14 protein-coding genes are annotated in these 17,825 nt (G+C 61.4%); 1 reads left to right on the top strand and 13 read right to left on the bottom strand.

The window, feature by feature from the left end:
• Positions 1 to 178 precede the first annotated feature (178 nt).
• Positions 179 to 1,468 carry a citrate synthase gene (gene gltA / locus MQW79_RS02355; protein WP_476586594.1) on the top strand — a complete coding sequence of 430 codons (1,290 nt, stop codon included), beginning with the start codon at positions 179 to 181 and terminating at the stop codon, positions 1,466 to 1,468.
• A gap of 47 nt (positions 1,469 to 1,515) precedes the next feature.
• Here the strand turns inward: gltA and MQW79_RS02350 are convergent, their stop codons facing one another.
• The 13 genes from MQW79_RS02350 to dnaE all read right to left on the bottom strand — a co-directional run bounded on the left by MQW79_RS02350 (position 1,516) and on the right by dnaE (position 17,355).
• Positions 1,516 to 2,649 carry a lipid-A-disaccharide synthase gene (locus tag MQW79_RS02350; RefSeq protein WP_476586593.1) on the bottom strand — a complete coding sequence of 378 codons (1,134 nt, stop codon included), beginning with the start codon at positions 2,647 to 2,649 and terminating at the stop codon, positions 1,516 to 1,518.
• Between the two features lie 19 nt (positions 2,650 to 2,668).
• Complete coding sequence (lpxA, locus tag MQW79_RS02345; protein WP_476588170.1) at positions 2,669 to 3,475, bottom strand: acyl-ACP--UDP-N-acetylglucosamine O-acyltransferase; 807 nt, start codon at positions 3,473 to 3,475, stop codon at positions 2,669 to 2,671.
• Positions 3,475 to 3,948: a 3-hydroxyacyl-ACP dehydratase FabZ gene (gene fabZ / locus MQW79_RS02340; protein ID WP_476586592.1), complete on the bottom strand. Its 474-nt coding sequence runs from the start codon at positions 3,946 to 3,948 to the stop codon at positions 3,475 to 3,477. Before fabZ ends, lpxA begins: the two co-directional genes overlap by 1 nt.
• The gene (gene lpxD, locus MQW79_RS02335) at positions 3,945 to 4,973 is read right to left on the bottom strand and encodes a UDP-3-O-(3-hydroxymyristoyl)glucosamine N-acyltransferase (RefSeq protein ID WP_476586590.1); all 1,029 of its coding nucleotides are present in this window, start codon (positions 4,971 to 4,973) and stop codon (positions 3,945 to 3,947) included. Before lpxD ends, fabZ begins: the two co-directional genes overlap by 4 nt.
• 72 nt (positions 4,974 to 5,045) lie before the next feature.
• Positions 5,046 to 7,160 (bottom strand): outer membrane protein assembly factor BamA, encoded by a 2,115-nt coding sequence (bamA, locus tag MQW79_RS02330; RefSeq protein ID WP_476586589.1) that lies wholly within the window; start codon positions 7,158 to 7,160, stop codon positions 5,046 to 5,048.
• Positions 7,161 to 7,343: 183 nt separating this feature from the next.
• On the bottom strand, positions 7,344 to 8,480 hold the full coding sequence (gene rseP / locus MQW79_RS02325) for an RIP metalloprotease RseP (protein ID WP_476586588.1): 1,137 nt from the start codon (positions 8,478 to 8,480) through the stop codon (positions 7,344 to 7,346).
• Between the two features lie 42 nt (positions 8,481 to 8,522).
• Entirely contained in the window at positions 8,523 to 9,383 is an 861-nt protein-coding gene (locus MQW79_RS02320) for a phosphatidate cytidylyltransferase (RefSeq protein WP_476586587.1), read from the bottom strand.
• The gene (locus MQW79_RS02315) at positions 9,380 to 10,141 is read right to left on the bottom strand and encodes an isoprenyl transferase (RefSeq protein ID WP_476586586.1); all 762 of its coding nucleotides are present in this window, start codon (positions 10,139 to 10,141) and stop codon (positions 9,380 to 9,382) included. Before MQW79_RS02315 ends, MQW79_RS02320 begins: the two co-directional genes overlap by 4 nt.
• Before the next feature lie 34 nt (positions 10,142 to 10,175).
• Positions 10,176 to 10,736 (bottom strand): ribosome recycling factor, encoded by a 561-nt coding sequence (gene frr, locus MQW79_RS02310; protein ID WP_476586585.1) that lies wholly within the window; start codon positions 10,734 to 10,736, stop codon positions 10,176 to 10,178.
• A 100-nt stretch (positions 10,737 to 10,836) separates the two neighbouring features.
• Positions 10,837 to 11,556, bottom strand: coding sequence for a UMP kinase (pyrH, locus tag MQW79_RS02305; protein WP_476586584.1), 720 nt, complete (start codon positions 11,554 to 11,556; stop codon positions 10,837 to 10,839).
• Between the two features lie 196 nt (positions 11,557 to 11,752).
• On the bottom strand, positions 11,753 to 12,679 hold the full coding sequence (tsf, locus tag MQW79_RS02300; RefSeq protein WP_476586583.1) for a translation elongation factor Ts: 927 nt from the start codon (positions 12,677 to 12,679) through the stop codon (positions 11,753 to 11,755).
• A gap of 108 nt (positions 12,680 to 12,787) precedes the next feature.
• Complete coding sequence (gene rpsB, locus MQW79_RS02295) at positions 12,788 to 13,558, bottom strand: 30S ribosomal protein S2 (RefSeq protein ID WP_476586582.1); 771 nt, start codon at positions 13,556 to 13,558, stop codon at positions 12,788 to 12,790.
• 341 nt (positions 13,559 to 13,899) lie between these two features.
• Positions 13,900 to 17,355 (bottom strand): DNA polymerase III subunit alpha, encoded by a 3,456-nt coding sequence (dnaE, locus tag MQW79_RS02290; RefSeq protein ID WP_476586581.1) that lies wholly within the window; start codon positions 17,353 to 17,355, stop codon positions 13,900 to 13,902.
• Between the last annotated feature and the right edge of the window lie 470 nt (positions 17,356 to 17,825).

Here is a 17,825-nt window from a genome sequence, read left to right as displayed (position 1 = left end):
GGTCCTCCTGCCTGTCGCCAGCCTGTCGGATAGATAAGTCATACTCACCTATCGGTTGCTTGCGATGGGCAAGACCTGATACCTCTTGCCGGGAAAAGCGGCGCTTCCAAGGCGCCGGCCCCGTGCCCGCATTTCCTGTCCTTTCCTGCGGCAAGAGGGGTGAAGCGAGGAGAGCTCAATGACCGATAAAGTCGCCAAACTCGTCATCGGAGACCAGACCCACGAATTCCCGATCCTGAGCGGTTCGGTGGGTCCGGAGGTGATGGATATCCGATCGCTCTATGCCAAGACGGGCCTGTTCACCTACGATCCCGGCTTTACGTCGACGGCTGCCTGCGATAGCGCCATCACCTACATCGACGGCGACAAGGGCGAACTGCTCTATCGCGGATACCCGATCGAGCAATTGGCTGAAAACTCCAACTACCTCGAAGTCTGCTATCTACTGCTCTACGGCGAACTGCCGACCAAGACCCAGTTTGCCGAATTCGAGCAGTTGGTGACCCGCCACACCATGGTGCATGAGCAGATGCACTACTTCTATCGCGGCTTCCGCCGTGATGCGCATCCAATGGCGATCATGACCGGCGTGGTGGGTGCGATGGCCGCGTTCTACCACGACTCGACCGACGTCAATGACCCGCAGCAGCGCGAGATCGCCTCGATCCGCATGATTGCCAAGATGCCGACGATCGCTGCCATGGCCTACAAGTATTCGGTGGGCCAGCCCTTCGTCTACCCGCGCAACGACCTCGACTACGCGAGCAACTTCCTGCACATGTGCTTCTCGGTTCCGGCCGAGGAATACAAGGTCAATCCCAAGATTGCCCGCGCAATGGACCTGATCTTCACGCTGCATGCCGACCACGAGCAAAATGCCTCGACCTCGACGGTGCGCCTCTCGGGTTCGTCGGACGCCAATCCCTTCGCCTGCATCGCCGCCGGTGTGGCCTGCCTCTGGGGCCCGGCCCATGGCGGTGCCAACGAAGCCTGCCTCAACATGCTGCGCGAAATCGGCACCGTGGACCGCATTCCGGAATTCATCGCCCGCGCCAAGGACAAGAATGACCCATTCCGCCTGATGGGCTTTGGGCATCGCGTCTACAAGAATTTCGACCCGCGCGCCAAGGTGATGCAGGCCACGGCCAAGGAAGTGCTGGAAATCCTGGGCGTCGGCAACAACCCGACCCTGCAGGTGGCCCAGGAACTCGAGCGCATCGCGCTCGAAGACCAGTATTTCATCGACCGCAAGCTCTACCCGAATGTCGACTTCTACTCGGGCGTGATCCTCGATGCGATCGGCTTCCCGACCTCGATGTTCACCGTGCTCTTCGCCGTGGCCCGTACTGTTGGCTGGATCAGCCAGTGGAAGGAAATGATTGGCGACCCGCAAAAGAAGATCGGCCGCCCGCGCCAGCTGTATAAAGGCGCAACGGCTCGCGACTATCAGCCGATCAGCAGCCGCTAGGCCAGGTCCTGGTCGCGTGATCGCCGCAGAACTCTACCTTCTGCAGATCACGCGCCAGTCTTCCAGATCGACAGGACCTGCTCTGCCGGGTCCAGTCGAAGATAGGGCGCCAGCCCTGACTGCATCATCGCAAAGAGCTCGTCGAAGGCCTGCATCTGGTCCTGGCGGGCTTTTTTGTTGTCCAGCAGGTCGGCAATCACCGGCGCGACGGCGTCGGAGCGGAGCGGCGTTGCGACCACTTCCGGCGCCACTGTGCGGCCGAGGATGATGTTTGGGAGTGAAACTGCCGGGCGCCCCAACCGGCCGTAAATGCGGGCCTGGTGGCGATCAAGCGCGTAGATCACGACCATCGGCAATCGCGCGAGCGCCAATTCGAGGGTGACCGTCCCGGAAACGCAGAGCGCAGCGACTGCGGAGGCATAGAGATCGCGCCGCGCCTCGCGCGCGTCAACGATGCGTACGGGCACCGACCAGCTTGCAGTTTCGGTCTCGAGGCGGGGACGCAGGCGGGACAGCGTGGGGATGACGAGTTCCGTGACGCTGTCATGTGCGGCCAGTTCGGCAGACAATTCTGCCAGAACCGGCAAGTGCCGACGCAGTTCTCCGGCGCGACTGCCAGGTAGCAGGACCAGGGGACCGCGCTCTGGAACCGGGCGCGGCGGCAGCGCCTCCAATAGGGCCGGGTGCCCCACATAGGATGTGGGTGGGCCATCGAGCTCTTCCATCACGGCCGGCTCGAACGGCAGAACGGCGAGAACAGCATCGAACAATGGCTTGAGACGCGCGGCGCGCTCGGGATTGCGGGCCCAAACGGACGGCGCCACGTAAAGGATGAGACGACCTGAATATCCGCGCTTGCGCAGCCTCGCGGCCAGGAGACGCGAGAAATCCTGGGAATCGACCAGCACGACAATATCGGGGTTCATTGCCAGGATCGCGCGGGCGGCCTGTTCGAGCCGCTTCAGCAGACGTGGCAGGTTGAACAGCACATCCGTGACACCCATGACGGCGAGGTCCGACATCGGAAAGAGCGAGGTCAGCCCCTGCCCCGCCAGCTCATCGCCGCCGACACCGCTCAATATCAGAGTGACACGCTGGCGAAGTCGCGCGACGAGGTCTGCGGCAATTCGGTCGCCCGACGGCTCGCCGGCCAGTATGAAGAGGCGCAGCGTGTCGTTCATTCGGGGCTCCAGACTGACGCTATTCGGTCTCGTGGGCGTTGTGAGGCAGCATAATCGGACGATCCTGGGCCTCGGAAATGAAGCGCACCACATCCTGAACGAGGACATCGTCCCGGAAGAGTTCTGCGGCATCCTCGACCCGCTCACGCAGGGTACCTTCGCTAGCGAATATCTGCCTATAGGCGGCGCGGAGGCGATGAATGGCCTCGCGGTCAAACTTGCGACGCTTCAAGCCGATCAGGTTCAAACCGGTCAAGGATGCCCGGTTGCCGACTGCCATGCCGTAGGGAATGACGTCCCCATCGACCATGGATTGCGCGCCGATAAAAGCATGCGCGCCGATACGCGTGAACTGATGGATGACACAGGTGCCACCGAAGATCACGTTGTCGCCGACATGGACATGGCCGGCGATGCCAACATAATTGGCCATGACGACATTGTTGCCGATGATCGCATCATGGGCGACATGCGCATTTGCCATGATGAGGCAGTTGTCGCCGACCTTGGTGAGCATGCCACCGTTTTCGGTGCCAGGATTGATCGTGACGGATTCGCGAATCGTGCAGTTCTGGCCGATTTCCAGGCGCGAATCCTCGCCGTGAAACTTGAGATCCTGCGGCTCGTGACCGACCGAAGCGAAGGGAAAGATCCGCGTGCCAGAACCAATTGTGGTGTTGCCGTCGACCACGGCGTGCGAGACCAGTTCGACATTGTCCCCCAGCGTCACCCTCGGGCCGACCATGCTATAGGGACCAATCTTGACGCCTTCGCCCAATCGGGCCCCATCGGCGATGATCGCCGTGGGGTGAATGGTGGGAGCGATCACTGCTCGGCCCCGACGATCATGGCCGTGATTTCGGCCTCGGCAATGACAGTGCCATTCACCTTCGCTTCGGCGCGATAGCGGCCGACATTGCGGCGGCGATGCATCTTGGAAATGTGGAACTCGATGGTGTCGCCGGGACCCGCAGGCTTGCGGAACTTGGCTGCGTCGACGCCCAGCATCAGCACGATTTTCTTGCCGCCGGCATTGCCGTCATGCTTGATGACGATGGCGCCGGCAGTCTGCGCCATGCCTTCGATGATCAGCACGCCCGGGAAAATCGGATTTCCCGGGAAGTGGCCGGTAAAAATCGGCTCGTTATAGGTGACGTTCTTGATGCCAACGGCAGAGTCGTCGCCGTTGATGTCGACGATGCGGTCGATCATCAGGAAGGGATAGCGATGTGGCAGCGCTTCCAGAATTTCGCCAATGCGCATTGCATTGAGCTCGGTTACGGCGGCGGTATCACTCATCCGCGCTTCTCCCCCTTCGACAGTTTACGCATCACGGCGAGTTCTCGCCAAAAATCTCTTATATCCTGCGCCGGCGCACCGGCAAGTTTGGAGCCCGCCGGCCAGTCCTTTGTCACCGCGGCGCGGCCGTGGATGACCGATCCGCTGCCGATGCTGAGATGGCCGGATGTCCCGACGCCGCCGCCCAGGAGCACGCCATCACCGACAATGGTGGAGCCCGACAGCCCGCTCATCGCGGCAATCAGGCAGTAGCGACCAATTCGGCAGTTATGGCCGATCTGGACCAGGTTATCGACCTTGGTGCCTTCACCCAGAACCGTGTCGCCCAGCGCGCCGCGATCCACGGTGCTATTGGCGCCGATTTCGACCTTGTCCTGAACGATGACACGACCCAGCTGGGCAATCTTGCGATTGGACTTGCCGAAGTCCAGCCAGCCAAAGCCTTCCGTGCCGATCCGAACACCGGAGTGGATCACCACGTCATTGCCAAGATGGGCGCAGTCGATGGTGCAATTGGCGGCAATAATGCAGTTTCGTCCAATCGTGACTCCTGGCCCGATGACGGTGTTCGCGCCAATGACGGTTCCGCGCCCGATCTCGACACCGGCGCCGATAACGACATTGGTCCCCAAGGTCACATCGCGCTCGAATACCGGGGGGCCCAGATCCTCGCGGCCGGCCGCGATGATGGCACGCGTGCTGCCCGGATAGAGCGTGTCCAGGATGTCGGCAAAGAGGTTGTGCGGCTTGTCGAGTACGACTGCCACGCAGCCTTCAGGCACGGCCTCCCGCAGGGCCGGCGATACCAGCACCGCCCCGGCCTTGGTGCGCCTCAACTCTTCGATGTAGCTGGGCTGCGCCGCGAGAACGAGATCACCGGCCGTGGCCAGATCGAGTTCATCGACTCCAGTGACGACAAGGTCCTTGCCGACGAGACCTTCGGCCAGCTCCGCACGCCCCAGCTGGGACAGAAGAGCCTCCAGCGTACGGGGACCAGCGAAACGGTGAAATCGGGTGTCGACCATTCTGTCACTCAAAACAAGAGAGCCGCGGCGCTACCGCCCCGCGGCTCCAAAAACTCTGTCACGCCAACCTTACTAGAGCAAGGTCTGGATGGTGAACTGGAACACCTGCGTCCGGTCGTCGGTCGATTTGTTGAGCACGTGGGCAAAATCGCCACGCAGCGGACCGAACGGCGAGTCCCAGATGAGCGACGCACCGACGGAGGTACGCCACGGCTGGTCATTGCTGGTCGCAACAGCACCGGCACCGCCGATAATATTGCTGCTGTCGCCAAGCCAGGCCGCATCAGCCCAGACTGCGCCGCTGAGGCCGTAGTTCTCAGGCAGGCCGGGGATCGGGAATTCGACTTCACCGGAGATACCGGCATACATCGTCGCCCCGAGATATTCACCACTGGCCAGACGCGGACCGAAGCCACGGCCTTCAAAGCCGCGGATCAACTGCGAACCGGGCATAAACGCTTCGGTCGCATTGATGTTGTTTCCGTCCATGCTGTTGATCACGCCTGCCTGGCCACGAACACTGGCCACAATGCCGGTATCGGCCATGACGGGCACGAAGTAGCGGGCGCGGGCTTCCGAACGCAGCAGGTTGTGATCCCAGCCGATATACTGCTGGGTGAAGGTCGCATAGAGGCCTTCGGTCGGGCTCTTCATGTCGTCAAGGCTGCTCCAGGAGAGCGTGTAGCCGACGAATGCCTTGTTGAATTCCTGGCCATTGGTCACCAGAGCCGATGTCGGAGCATCATTGTCCTCGATGACCTTGCGCTCATAACCGCCAAAGAACTGGGCGTTGAGAGCACTGGTGAGCGGAACGCCGATGCGCAGCTGACCGCCGGTCGTCTGGGTGCCATAGAAGCTCGTCGACGTCTCATCCGAGATGCGGTGGTACGCATCGACGCCAGCCGAGACCTTGAGGCCCATGAAGCGCGGTTCGGTGAACGAGAAGTCGAAAGTACGGCCGGCCTGCGAAGCCCCAATCGAGGCGCGCAGATACTGGCCGCGACCGAGGAAGTTGCGTTCGGTCAGCGACAGTTCACCCAGGATACCGTCCGTGGTCGAGTAACCTGCCGTCGCGCCGTATTCACCGGTCGACTGCTCTTCGACATTGATGTTGAGCACGATCTTGTCGGGTGCAGAACCCGGGCCAGTCGTGACATCAACCTTGGAGAAATAGCCCAGGGCGTCGATGGCGGTACGGCCACGCACCACCATGGAGCGGTTGAACGGGTCGCCTTCGGCAAAGGCCAGCTCGCGACGAATAACGAAGTCGCGGGTCTTGACGTTGCCGGTGATGTTGATGCGCTCGACATAGACGCGCGCACCTTCATCGACCAGGTAGGTGACATTGAACGTGTTCGTGGCGACATCGCGATCGAGGCGAGCACGCACGTCGGCAAAGGAGTAACCCTGGGCAGTGGCTTCGTAAGCCATGTCCTCGATGGTCTTCTGCAGGTCAGCCGTCGAATAGGTCGCGCCCTGACCGGTGCGCACGGTGCCGCGCAGCACGTCGGTATTCAGGCCGTCGATGCTGGTTTCGATGCCGATGGCCCCGAATTCGTACTTCTGACCTTCGTTGACGGTCACATTGATGAAGTAGGCATTGCGGGACGCGTCATACTCGGCAACCGAGTTGACCTGAGCATCGGGGAAGCCGCGGTTTGCGTAATAGAGGCGGATTCGCTCGCGATCGACCGCCATCTTCTGCTCGTCATAGTTATCGTCGCGGAGCAGCCAGCTCAACACGCCCGATTCCTTGGTGAGCATCGTGCCCTTGAGGTTATTGGCACTGATCGAATTGTTTCCGGTGAAGTTGATACCGGCGATGCCGGCACGCTCACCTTCATTGATGACAAACACGACGCGAACGCGACCGTCAGCGGTCGGCTCGGTGCGGGCGGTCACGGAAACAGAATTGAACCCCTCGCGATCGTAGGCCTGGCGAATGCTCTCAATGTCGGCATTGAGTCGCTGCTGGCTGAAGATGCCGGAGCTGGACACGTCGACCATAGCCAGGAGCTGGTTATCGGGGAAACGGCGATTGCCTTCGAACAGAACCGAAGCAACCAGCTGGTCCTGCGCCTGTACGGCCACAACGCCCAGCACAGGCAAGCCCGCTACCATTGGGGCTGCACCCAGAAGGGCGATCGCGGAAACCGCGCCACGCATCAGCTTGGTGGGGTGATTCATATTGTTATTGCCTTCTGCGACCGGCCTGAAGAATCGCCATGCACAGCGCTCCCCCAAGCTAACTCCATGGGACTGTTTTACTGTTTTTTTAACCAGGAACAAGGCGCGACTGCTCACGCGGTTAGTAATTCCTTGGCGCACTTGTATTCATGCAACACCTTGCGAACCAAGGTTAACAAGGGGTTAGCGCAGGATTCCGAAATGGTCGAACACTGTGTCATTGAACAGTGTGAACACCATCAGCGCCAGTACAAGCGCAAATCCGAACCTGAAACCAATCTCCTGGACCTTGATACTCAATGGCCGTCCGCGAACGGCCTCGACCAGATAGTACAGGAGATGGCCGCCGTCCAGCATGGGAACCGGAAGAAGATTGAATATCCCAATATTGAGTGACAGCAAGGCCATAAGGTTGATCAATGCGATGATTCCCAGGGTCGCCACTTCCCCGGAAACCTTGGCGACCTTGACCGGACCGCCCAGCTGCTCCACGTCCCCCCGGCCGACGAAGAAATCACCCAGGAAAGCTGCCGTCCGCTGGATGATGAAGCGAATCTCCTCGACGGTCATGCCGATCGCTTCAATCGGACCAGGCCGGTAGAGCGTAACATCGGTTTCCTCGACATCGCGACTGACGCCGATCCGGCCAATGCGCTGATCATTGCCGAACCGGTCTTCGACCTGGACGGCCTCCGGGACGATGGTCAGGTTCTGGACCGCGCCATTGCGGTCGAATTCTACCGCCACCGGGCGTTCGGGGCTGGTCGCCACATAGCGCTGGAAATCCTCAAATCCCCGAACGACGTAGCCATCCACCGAGAGGATTTCATCGCCCGGCTGCAATCCGGCCGCTTCCGCCACGGATCCGGGCAAAATCTCACCCAGTACAGGCGGGATCGTATAGCGCCCGTAGCCAAGCAGCAGGGCATAGAGAATGAGGAAGGTGAGCAGAACATTGGCCAGCGGGCCCGCAGCCACGATGGCAATGCGCTGCCACACGTTCTTGTTGACGAAAAGTCGCGGCGCCAGGGCCGGGTCAACATTGGCAGCGGCCTCGGGATCCGGAACGCTGGCAGCATTCATGTCGCCGACGAAGCGAACATAGCCACCAAGGGGAATGGCCGAGATTCGCCAGCGGGTACCCTGCTTGTCGTTCCAGCCGAACAGCTCGCGGCCGAAGCCGATGGAAAATGTATGGATCGCGACCCCATTCCAACGGGCGACAAGGTAGTGCCCCATTTCGTGGACGAACACGATGACCGTGAGAACCGCCAGAAAGGGAACAAGGTAGGACAGAAGCCAGTACGCGAAATCCAACATGCCGTATCCAAGTTCCGAGCGCGCAGCGTCAGGGCCGGCGCGCTACCAGTGGAGCAATCCTGCGGCAACAGCGCCGAATCCCGCATGCGCCGTGCCGATGATAACCACCAGAAACACGCCGAATGTGAGGCTGTCGAGGCGATCCATCAAACCGCCATGGCCAGGAATGATGTCGCCGCTATCCTTGATCCGGAAATGCCGCTTGATGGCACTTTCGGACAAGTCGCCCGCCTGTCCCAGTATGCTGATTGCCGCAGAGAGCAGCAGGCCGATCCAGATGGGAGATTCAGTCACCCAGATCCAGACCAGAAGGCCGGCCCCGGTGCCCAAAGCCAGACCACCAAGTGCGCCTGACCAGGTCTTGGAAGGCGATATATCAGGGGCCAGCTTCTCTCCACCAATCTGTCGGCCGGTAAAGAATGCCGCGGAATCGGTCATCCAGACGACCGTGCCGAGATAGACGCCGGCCCAGATGCCATCCACGTTCTGGCCCCGCATCACCAGGATGGACATAATGAGCAGGCCAAAGAGGATGAGCCCGGCAATACGCCAGACGCGATGCTCGGCGTCCATGAAGAAGGCCAGAACGCAAGCCAGCGCAATTGCCGCAATGGAAGCGGCTATGCCAAAGGCGATGTAGGCCAGGCCGGACACGCCTACCAGGGCGATGAGCACCCAGCCCATCGGGGTCAGCGGCGCGCGCGACACCATGGTTTCCCATTCCCTGTAGGCGCCGCCATAGACGGCCCCCACAACGGCGGCGAGCAGGTAGCTGCCCACATAGAGCGCGGTGGCTGTCAGGACGATAAGGACGATGGCCGAAACCAATCGGGGGCCGACATCGCCCCAGGAGCGACGCGAGGTGGGTGTGGGGTCGGGTTTCGGATTGCCCTGATCGCTCAACTCGCCGCCGCTCCGATACCGCCAAAACGCCTGTCGCGGCGCGAATAGGTTTCAAGGACGCGCAAAAAGCTTGCTTCGTCGAAGTCCGGCCAATGCTCGTCCACAAAGACAAATTCGGCATAGGCGGCCTGCCAGAGCAGGAAGTTTGAGAGCCGCTGCTCGCCGCTGGTGCGGATGATCAGGTCTGGATCGGGCAGGCCCGCGGTGTAGAGCGCATCGCCGAGGCGCTGTTCGTCGATGGCATCGGGGTCGAGACGACCAGCCGCAACTTCGCGGGCCAGATGGCGCGCGGCGGCGACGATCTCGGCCTTGCTGCCATAGTTGAAGGCGACGACCAGGGTCAGGCCGGAATTCTGCGCGGTCTTGGCCTCCACGTCTTCGATCAGCCGAACGAGGGAAGAATCGAGCCCTTCGCGGGCACCGATGATCCTGACGCGCACATTGTTGCGGATCAGCCGCTGAAGATCAGATGCAACAAATCGCCGTAACAAGTTGAAAATAAATGAAACTTCATCTGCCGGTCGCGACCAGTTCTCCGAGGAGAAGCTGAAGACGGTGAGGTAGTCGACGCCATAATTGATGCAGTGCTCGACCATGGCGCGCAGCGACTTCACGCCTTCGACATGGCCCTCGGTGCGCCGCTTGCCGCGCGACTGGGCCCAGCGCCCATTGCCGTCCATGATGACGCCGAGATGGCGCGGGATCTTCAGACCCGCGCCAGCCAAAACTTTCACACTGGTGGCCGGTTCCCCTGCCATCGACGCCCTCCCGGCGCGAGATCTGTGGGTCCGCTCAGACCTGCAGGATCTCCTGTTCCTTCTGCGCCACGATGGCGTCGATCTCGGTCACGGCGTCGTCGGTGGCCTTCTGGACGAGATCGGACTGTTTCTTGGCGTCGTCCTGGCTCATGTCGCTGTCTTTCTCCGCCTTTTTCAAGGCATCCATGCCGTCACGACGGATGTGGCGCACGGCAACACGGGCCTGTTCGGCATAAGTGTGGGCGACCTTGACCAGTTCCTTGCGACGCTGCTCGTTGAGCTCGGGGAGCGGCACACGGATCACCTGGCCTTCGCCCATGGGGTTGAGACCCAGACCGCTGTCACGGATGGCCTTTTCCACGGCATTGGCCATGCCGCGGTCCCAAACCTGAACCGAGAGCATGCGCGGCTCAGGCACGGTCACCGTTGCCACCTGATTGAGCGGCATGCGCGATCCATAGGCCTCGACAGTCACCGGCTCGAGCAGGCTGGCGCTGGCGCGACCGGTCCGCAGGCCACCCAAGTCATCCTTGAGCGAACTGACGGTCTTCTGCATACGGGTCTTAAGGTCTTTGAGGTCGTATCCTGCGGCCATTGCCGTTTCCTTCCAGTCCTTGTCCGGCACGGAGCAATTGCTCCGATCCGGCTTCAATCAGTTGCTGCGATGCCAAAGGCGCCCTGCCCCGGCAGTCGCTTTAGCGCGGATCGCCCACGCGGGTCGAGCGTCCCTTGCCCTCAAGCACACCAGACAGGCCCGCCGCATCATCCAGAGCATACACGATTATCGGCATCGAGTTGTCGCGGGCAAGCGCGAATGCGGCTGTATCCATGACCTTGAGGTTCTGGTTGATGACCTCATCGTAGCTGATCTGATCGTAGCGGGTCGCCGTCGGGTCCTTCATCGGATCGGCCGAATAGACACCATCGACCTTGGTGCCCTTGAGCACGACGTCGCATTCCAGCTCGATGGCACGCAGGGTCGAGGCCGTATCGGTGGTGAAGAAGGGGTTGCCCGTGCCGCCGCCGAGAACGACGACGAAGCCTTCCTCGAGGGCCAACTTGGCATCGCGGGCGGTGAAGGTGTCGGCCACCGAAGGCATGGTCGCGGCACTGAACGGCTTCGATTTCATCCCCTGGCGGGTAATCGCATTGCTCAGGGCGAGCGCGTTGATCATCGTGCCCAGCATGCCCATGAGGTCAGCGGTCACCCGGTCGGTGCCATCGGCTGCGCCGGCCATGCCGCGGAAGATGTTGCCACCGCCGACAACGATGGCCACCTGGACGCCTGTGCGCGCAACATCGGCAATCTGGCCGGCAATGCGCTGTAGATAGGGCGGCTCGATTCCGAAGGAATTATCTCCCGCCAGCGCCTCACCCGAAACCTTGAGCAATATGCGCTTGTAGGCAGACGACATCGACCGGACCCCTTTGTCGGTAACATGCGGGCCACCGATTCCGGCGGACGCGACAAACCCTAGGGCAAAACGCCCGGCATATGAAGCCGAGGCTCTGCAAGTGTTATTTAAGAAAAATTCTGGCTCGATCCAGCAGACCGGACAGTCCCGGAGAGCAGGAGGCGGTCCCGTGGGTCCGCCTCCGAAGTCATGAGGCTTACTTCACGCCGGCAGTGGCGGCCACTTCAGCAGCAAAGTCGGTCTCGACCTTCTCGATGCCTTCGCCCAGGGCGAAGCGCACGAACTTGGTCAGCTTGATCGCAGCGCCTGCATCCTTTTCGGCGTTCTTGATCGCGTCGGCAACCTTGGTCTCGCCGTCGATGACAAAGACCTGGCTGAGCAGAGTGACTTCTTCGAAGTACTTGCGCATGCGGCCTTCGACCATCTTTTCGGCGATCTCGGCGGACTTGCCGCTTTCCTTGACCTGCTCGAGAATGATGGCGCGCTCACGGGCGACAACGGCCTGGTCCAGCTCATCAGGCGAGATCGCCTGCGGCTGAGCGGCAGCGATGTGCATGGCGAGCTGCTTGCCCAGAGCCGACAGGGCGGCCTTGTCGCCGGTCGATTCGAGAGCAACCAGAATGCCGATCTTGCCCATGCCGGACTTCACTGCATTGTGGATGTAGCTTTCCACGACACCATCGGAGACCGAAACGGTCTGCGTGCGGCGCAGGTTCATGTTCTCGCCGATCTTGGCGATGGCTTCGGTCAGTTCGGCCGAAACCGAGTGGCCGGTGCCAGGGAACGGCATTTCGCCGAGCTTGACCACGTCGCCATCGGCGTCGAGGGCGAGCTTGGCAACGGCGCCAACAATATTCTGGAACTGTTCGTTGCGGGCAACGAAGTCGGTTTCCGAATTGACTTCAACGACGGCAGCCTTGGTGCCGGCAGTGGCAACACCGACCAGACCTTCGGCGGCAACGCGGTCGGCCTTCTTGGCAGCCTTGGCGAGGCCACGGGTGCGCAGCCAGTCGACCGCAGCTTCCATGTCGCCATTGGTTTCGGCCAGGGCCTTCTTGCAGTCCATCATCCCGACGCCAGTCGAGTCGCGGAGCTGCTTGACCATTGCAGCAGTGATTTCCATGGGTTCACCTCTTGGCGGCCCCTCGCGGGGCGGCTTATTCGAGTTCGGATATGCCCGGAATCGGGCTGGGCATGCCTTCACACGAAGGAAGGCATGCCCGCACGACGATTAGTTGACGGACGACTCGTCGGCCGGCAGGTCTTCTGCCGGAGCTTCGGTCGAGGAGCCGAGATCGGCGCCAAGACCCGAAGCCGAACGGCCGATGCCGTCGATGGCAGCGCGCGAGACCAGCGAGACATAGAGCTCGAGGGCACGGCTGGCGTCGTCGTTGCCGGGGATGGCGTAGTCGACGATATCGGGATCGCAATTGGTATCAACAATGGCGACAACCGGGATGCCCAGACGACGGGCTTCCTTGATGGCGTTCTCTTCCTTGTTGGTGTCGATCACGAACAGGAGGTTGGGCAGGTTGCCCATGTCCTTGATGCCGCCCAGGTCGCGCTCAAGACGCTCCTGCTCGCGGGACATCATCAGGCGTTCCTTCTTGGTGCGCAGGGCCAGGTCGGCCTCGCTCATCGACTCGAGCTCGCGCAGGCGGGCGATCGAGTTGGAGATGGTCTGCCAGTTGGTGAGGGTGCCACCGAGCCAACGCGAGTTGACATAGTACTGGGCCGACTGCTTGGCGGCTTCAGCCACCAGCGGGGCAGCCTGGCGCTTGGTGCCAACGAAGAGCACGCGGCCGCCATCGGCAACGGTGTCGGACACGAGCTGCAGGGCGCGGCTGAGGGCCGGCACGGTCTGGCTCAGGTCGAGGATGTGGATGTCGTTGCGAACGCCGAAAATGTAGCGTTCCATCTTCGGGTTCCAGCGGTGCTTCTGGTGGCCGAAGTGAACGCCAGCTTCGAGAAGCTGACGCATGGAGAATTCTGGCAGTGCCATGATGGGCTGCTCCTTTACCGGTTGATGCCTCCACGAAGCCTTGCAGCGGAATTCCGCCACCGGATGGATTTTCCCAAGGGAAAAGCCTGCTTCGTGTGTGAAATCACGTCCGGCCCATGCCGAACGCGTGGCTGCTATAGGCGAAGAGGCCCGGATTGGCAAGCCACCCGCGCAAAGCAGGAAACAGGCCGCGGTTTCACGACTTGTTCAACGAACCGATGGGCATTGAATGCTATTGTTCCTTACGGACCCGCGCTCCGACGCGGGGACAAAGGGTGAAAGCCCCCAGGCGGGAGATGGAACGAAGGTTCCCTCTCCCGTGTCTATTCTGGGCGTTACGCTCAGGCAAACCTGACATCGGTGACGCCATCGAGCGCCTTGATGCCGCCGGCAACCTCTGCCGTGACATTGTATTTTCCAGGCAGCTCAATCTCATACTCGCGGGCACCGCCGTCTCGGATGACCACGAAATTGACCGTGCCATTGCCGCCGCGCTTGAGCTGGGCGCTGGTGGCACTGAGAGCCTTCGGATCGGCCAGGAACACGGTGAGCTGACGATCGATCCTCTCGGCCATGCCCTCGATGGGCTCGGCAGAAATCAATCTTACACTGATCCCTTCCGCGCGCTCATCGGCACCGACCTGCAGAATGACCGAATTGCCCGGTTGCAGGATGGAGCCGAACTCGTTGATCTGCTCGGAAAAGGCAATGCACTCAAACGTGCCGCTCTGATCCGACAGGGTCAGGATCATCATCGGCGTGCCCTTACGCGTACGCCTGTCGTTACGGGAGGAAATGGTGCCGGCCAGACGCCCTGCCCCTGCCCCATCCTTCACGGCGCGTTCGAAATCGGCCCAGCGTTGCACGCGCAGCTTTTCGAACAGATCCGAATAGGCGTCGAGCGGGTGAGCCGAGAGATGGAATCCGATAGCCGAGAGCTCACGGTCAGCTCTCTCGGTGGAATTCCAGACCGCGACGCCCGTCGGCAGGCGGAACGGCTCTTCCTCGACAGTGTCGAACATTGAAACCTGACCCGAGTTTCGGTCGGCAGTCAGCGCCTGGGCGGTGCCGATGACGGATTCCACGGCAGCGAAGGCAACTTCACGGCGCGGCGCCAATGCATCGAAGGCCCCGGCATTGACCAGCGTCTCCAGAGTGCGCTTGTTGAGCACACGCGGATCGACGCGGCGGGCGAAATCACCCAGATCCTTGAAAGGCGTATTGCCGCGCACCTCGACGATATGCTCGGCCATGGCACGCCCCACACCTTTCACGGCGGAGAGGCCGTAGTGGATCCGATCGTCCTTCACCGCGAAGACCACTTCGGACTGGTTCACGCAGGGCGGCACGACCTCGATCTTCTTCTTGCCGGCTTCGCGGCGGAAGTCGGAGAGCTTGTCGGTCTGGGCCATGTCGAGGGTCATCGAGGCCGCGTAGAATTCGTGCGGGAAATGTTCCTTCAGATAAGCCGTCTGGTACGACACCCAGGCATAGGCGGCCGCGTGGCTCTTGTTGAAGCCGTAGTTGGCGAATTTGGCAAGCAGGTCAAAAATCTGGTCGGCCAGCGCCTCGCTGACCCCCTGCGTGGCCGAGCCACTGCGGAAGCGGACGCGCTGGCGGTCCATCTCCGCCTTGTCCTTCTTGCCCATGGCGCGGCGCAGCATGTCGGCTTCGCCCAGCGAGTAGCCTGACAGAAGCTGGGCGATCTGCATCACCTGCTCCTGATAGACGATGATGCCATAGGTCTCGTCGAGCACTTCGCTGAGCTTGGGATGAGGATATTCCACATCCTCGCGGCCATGCTTTCGGTCAATGAAACTCGGAATATTGTCCATCGGGCCAGGCCGATAGAGCGCGTTCATGGCGATGAGGTCTTCGATACGGTCGGGCTTGAGGTCCATCAGCGCCCGGCGCATGCCCGCCGATTCAAACTGGAAGATGCCGTAGGTGTCGCCACGGGCGTAAAGCTTGTAGGTGGCCGCATCGTCGATGGGGATAGCGTCGATGTCGATATGAACGCCGCGCTGCTTCACCATGTCGACCGCGTAGCGGATCGTGGTGAGCGTTTTCAAACCAAGGAAGTCGAACTTGACCAGGCCCGCCGGCTCAACCCATTTCAGATTGTACTGCGTGACAGGCATGTCGGAGCGCGGATCGCGATAGAGCGGCAGCAGTTCCTGCAGCGGCCGGTCGCCAATGACGATGCCGGCGGCATGGGTCGAGGCGTGGCGGAAGAGGCCTTCTAGCGCCTGGGCAATTTCGACAAGCTGGGCGACGGTTTCATCCTCGTCGACCATCTGCTTGAATTGCGGCACTTCCTTCAGAGTGCGTTCGACGGACCATGGATCGGCCGGATTGGCCGGGACCAGCTTACAGATGCGGTCGACCTGGCCATAGGGCATCTGCAGCACGCGACCGACGTCGCGCAGCACGGCGCGCGCCTGGAGCGTACCAAAAGTGATGATCTGGGCGACCTGGCTGGAGCCGTACTTGTCCTGCACATAGTCGATGACCTCCTCGCGGCGGTCCTGGCAAAAGTCGATGTCGAAGTCCGGCATCGAGATACGCTCAGGATTAAGGAAGCGCTCGAACAGCAGGTTGTAGCGCAGCGGATCGAGGTCGGTGATCGTGGTCGCATAGGCCACGAGCGAGCCCGCGCCCGAACCACGGCCCGGTCCAACCGGAATGTCGTGGGCCTTGGACCACTGAATGAAATCGGCCACGATCAGGAAGTAGCCGGGGAACTTCATCTTCTCGATGACGCCGAGCTCGAAATCGAGGCGCTCGCGATATTCCTGCTCGGTCTTGCCCGGGGCAAGGCCGGTCGTGGCAATTCGCTTGTCGAGGCCGTCTACCGCAATCTTGCGCAGGGCCGCCGCTTCGGCCGCCACCACTTCGTCCTCGGTTGCGTGCGAACCGGCAGCGAATTTGGGCAGGATCGGCCCGCGCGTGCGCGGCCGGAAGGCTACCCGCCTTGCAATCTCGATGGTGGTGTCGAGAGCCTCCGGCAGGTCGGCGAACAGCTCGACCATTTCGGCGCGCGTCTTGAAGTAATACTGGTCGTTGAGCTTGCGTCGCTCGGTCTGGGCGAGCACCGACCCGCCGGCAATGGCCAGCAGCGCGTCATGCGCCTCGTATTCCCTGGCCGTCTTGAAGAAGGGTTCGTTGGTGGCAACCAGCGGGATGCCCTTGCGGTAGGCGTAATCAACAAGGCGCGGCTCAACCGTGGCTTCCATCGGCCGGCCATGGCGCTGCAATTCGATATAGAAGCGATCACCGAACAGGTCCGCCAGGCGATCCAGGCGACGCACGGCATTGGCGTCCTGCCCATTGGCGAAGGCCATGTCGACGGCGCCCTCGGCACCACCAGAGAGGCAAATGAGCCCGGCGAGGCTTTCGCGTGTCATCCAGTCGAGACTGGCTCGGGCCAGGCCGTCCTCGCTCTGCAGATAGGCGCGAGAAACTAATTGAGAGAGGTTGGAGAACCCCCCCTCCGTCTGGGCCATCAGCACGATGCTGGATTTGCCGGTCCAGGCGGTGTGGCCGCGTTCGTTGAGACGTTCCTCGGCCGCAGCAAAGTCCACGGCCAGTTCGACGCCGATCAGCGGCTGGATGCCCTTCTTGGTGGCCTTCTCCGAGAATTCGAGGGCGCCGAACAGATTGTTTGTATCGGCCAGGCCAAGCGCAGGCTGCTTGTCCTCCGCGGCCAGCTTTAGAATGGTCTCGAGCTGAACAGCGCCTTCCAGCAATGAAAAGGCAGAGTGAACGTGAAGGTGAATGAAGCCAGGGCCGCGCATGTGCATCTCCTTGCCCATCCTTGGTTCACCCGGCGCGTCGGGTCAAACCACGGCTGGGGCAATCCACAGCCGATCAGGCGAAATGGGTGATAATGTCCATCCAGGTGAGCGAGCCGATGGTGAAGGCGCCCAGGGTAACAAAAGCGGCGAGGTCTTTGACAAAATCGAGCATCTTGGTCTCCCGTGTTTCTGTATTGTTCTTATACGTTCGGTTTTTGTTCTCGTCCAGTCAGGAACAGTGGTGAAACCGGGGACAGGGGTTAACTGGTTAGGAATTGGTTAGGAGAGGTTCCGGGAGCGTTAAGATTCGGGACATGCGGACGCACCGCCTCGCCCTTCGGTAACGAACGGCCAGTGGCCCACAAAGTCGAACGTTCAAAGACAGAGCCACTGGCCGTTCGTCACGGCATCGGCTTGCTTAGGGGGCCCGGAACACAGGCGGTACCTTGGGGTCCGGCTGCCGGCGCATT

The sequence above is a fragment of the Devosia sp. Micro-HW1 genome, assembly GCF_056341075.1.
Note: the sequence above shows the minus strand (reverse complement) of the source record. Positions and strands in the feature narration are given on the sequence as shown.

Coding starts and splice junctions, on each gene's coding strand:
- gltA (WP_476586594.1), top strand. CDS start 179: ATGACCGATAAAGTCGCCAAACTCGTCATCGGAGACCAGACCCACGAA.
- MQW79_RS02350 (WP_476586593.1), bottom strand. CDS start 2,649: ATGAACGACACGCTGCGCCTCTTCATACTGGCCGGCGAGCCGTCGGGC.
- fabZ (WP_476586592.1), bottom strand. CDS start 3,948: ATGAGTGATACCGCCGCCGTAACCGAGCTCAATGCAATGCGCATTGGC.
- lpxD (WP_476586590.1), bottom strand. CDS start 4,973: ATGGTCGACACCCGATTTCACCGTTTCGCTGGTCCCCGTACGCTGGAG.
- bamA (WP_476586589.1), bottom strand. CDS start 7,160: ATGAATCACCCCACCAAGCTGATGCGTGGCGCGGTTTCCGCGATCGCC.
- rseP (WP_476586588.1), bottom strand. CDS start 8,480: ATGTTGGATTTCGCGTACTGGCTTCTGTCCTACCTTGTTCCCTTTCTG.
- MQW79_RS02315 (WP_476586586.1), bottom strand. CDS start 10,141: ATGGCAGGGGAACCGGCCACCAGTGTGAAAGTTTTGGCTGGCGCGGGT.
- frr (WP_476586585.1), bottom strand. CDS start 10,736: ATGGCCGCAGGATACGACCTCAAAGACCTTAAGACCCGTATGCAGAAG.
- pyrH (WP_476586584.1), bottom strand. CDS start 11,556: ATGTCGTCTGCCTACAAGCGCATATTGCTCAAGGTTTCGGGTGAGGCG.
- tsf (WP_476586583.1), bottom strand. CDS start 12,679: ATGGAAATCACTGCTGCAATGGTCAAGCAGCTCCGCGACTCGACTGGC.
- rpsB (WP_476586582.1), bottom strand. CDS start 13,558: ATGGCACTGCCAGAATTCTCCATGCGTCAGCTTCTCGAAGCTGGCGTT.
- dnaE (WP_476586581.1), bottom strand. CDS start 17,355: ATGCGCGGCCCTGGCTTCATTCACCTTCACGTTCACTCTGCCTTTTCA.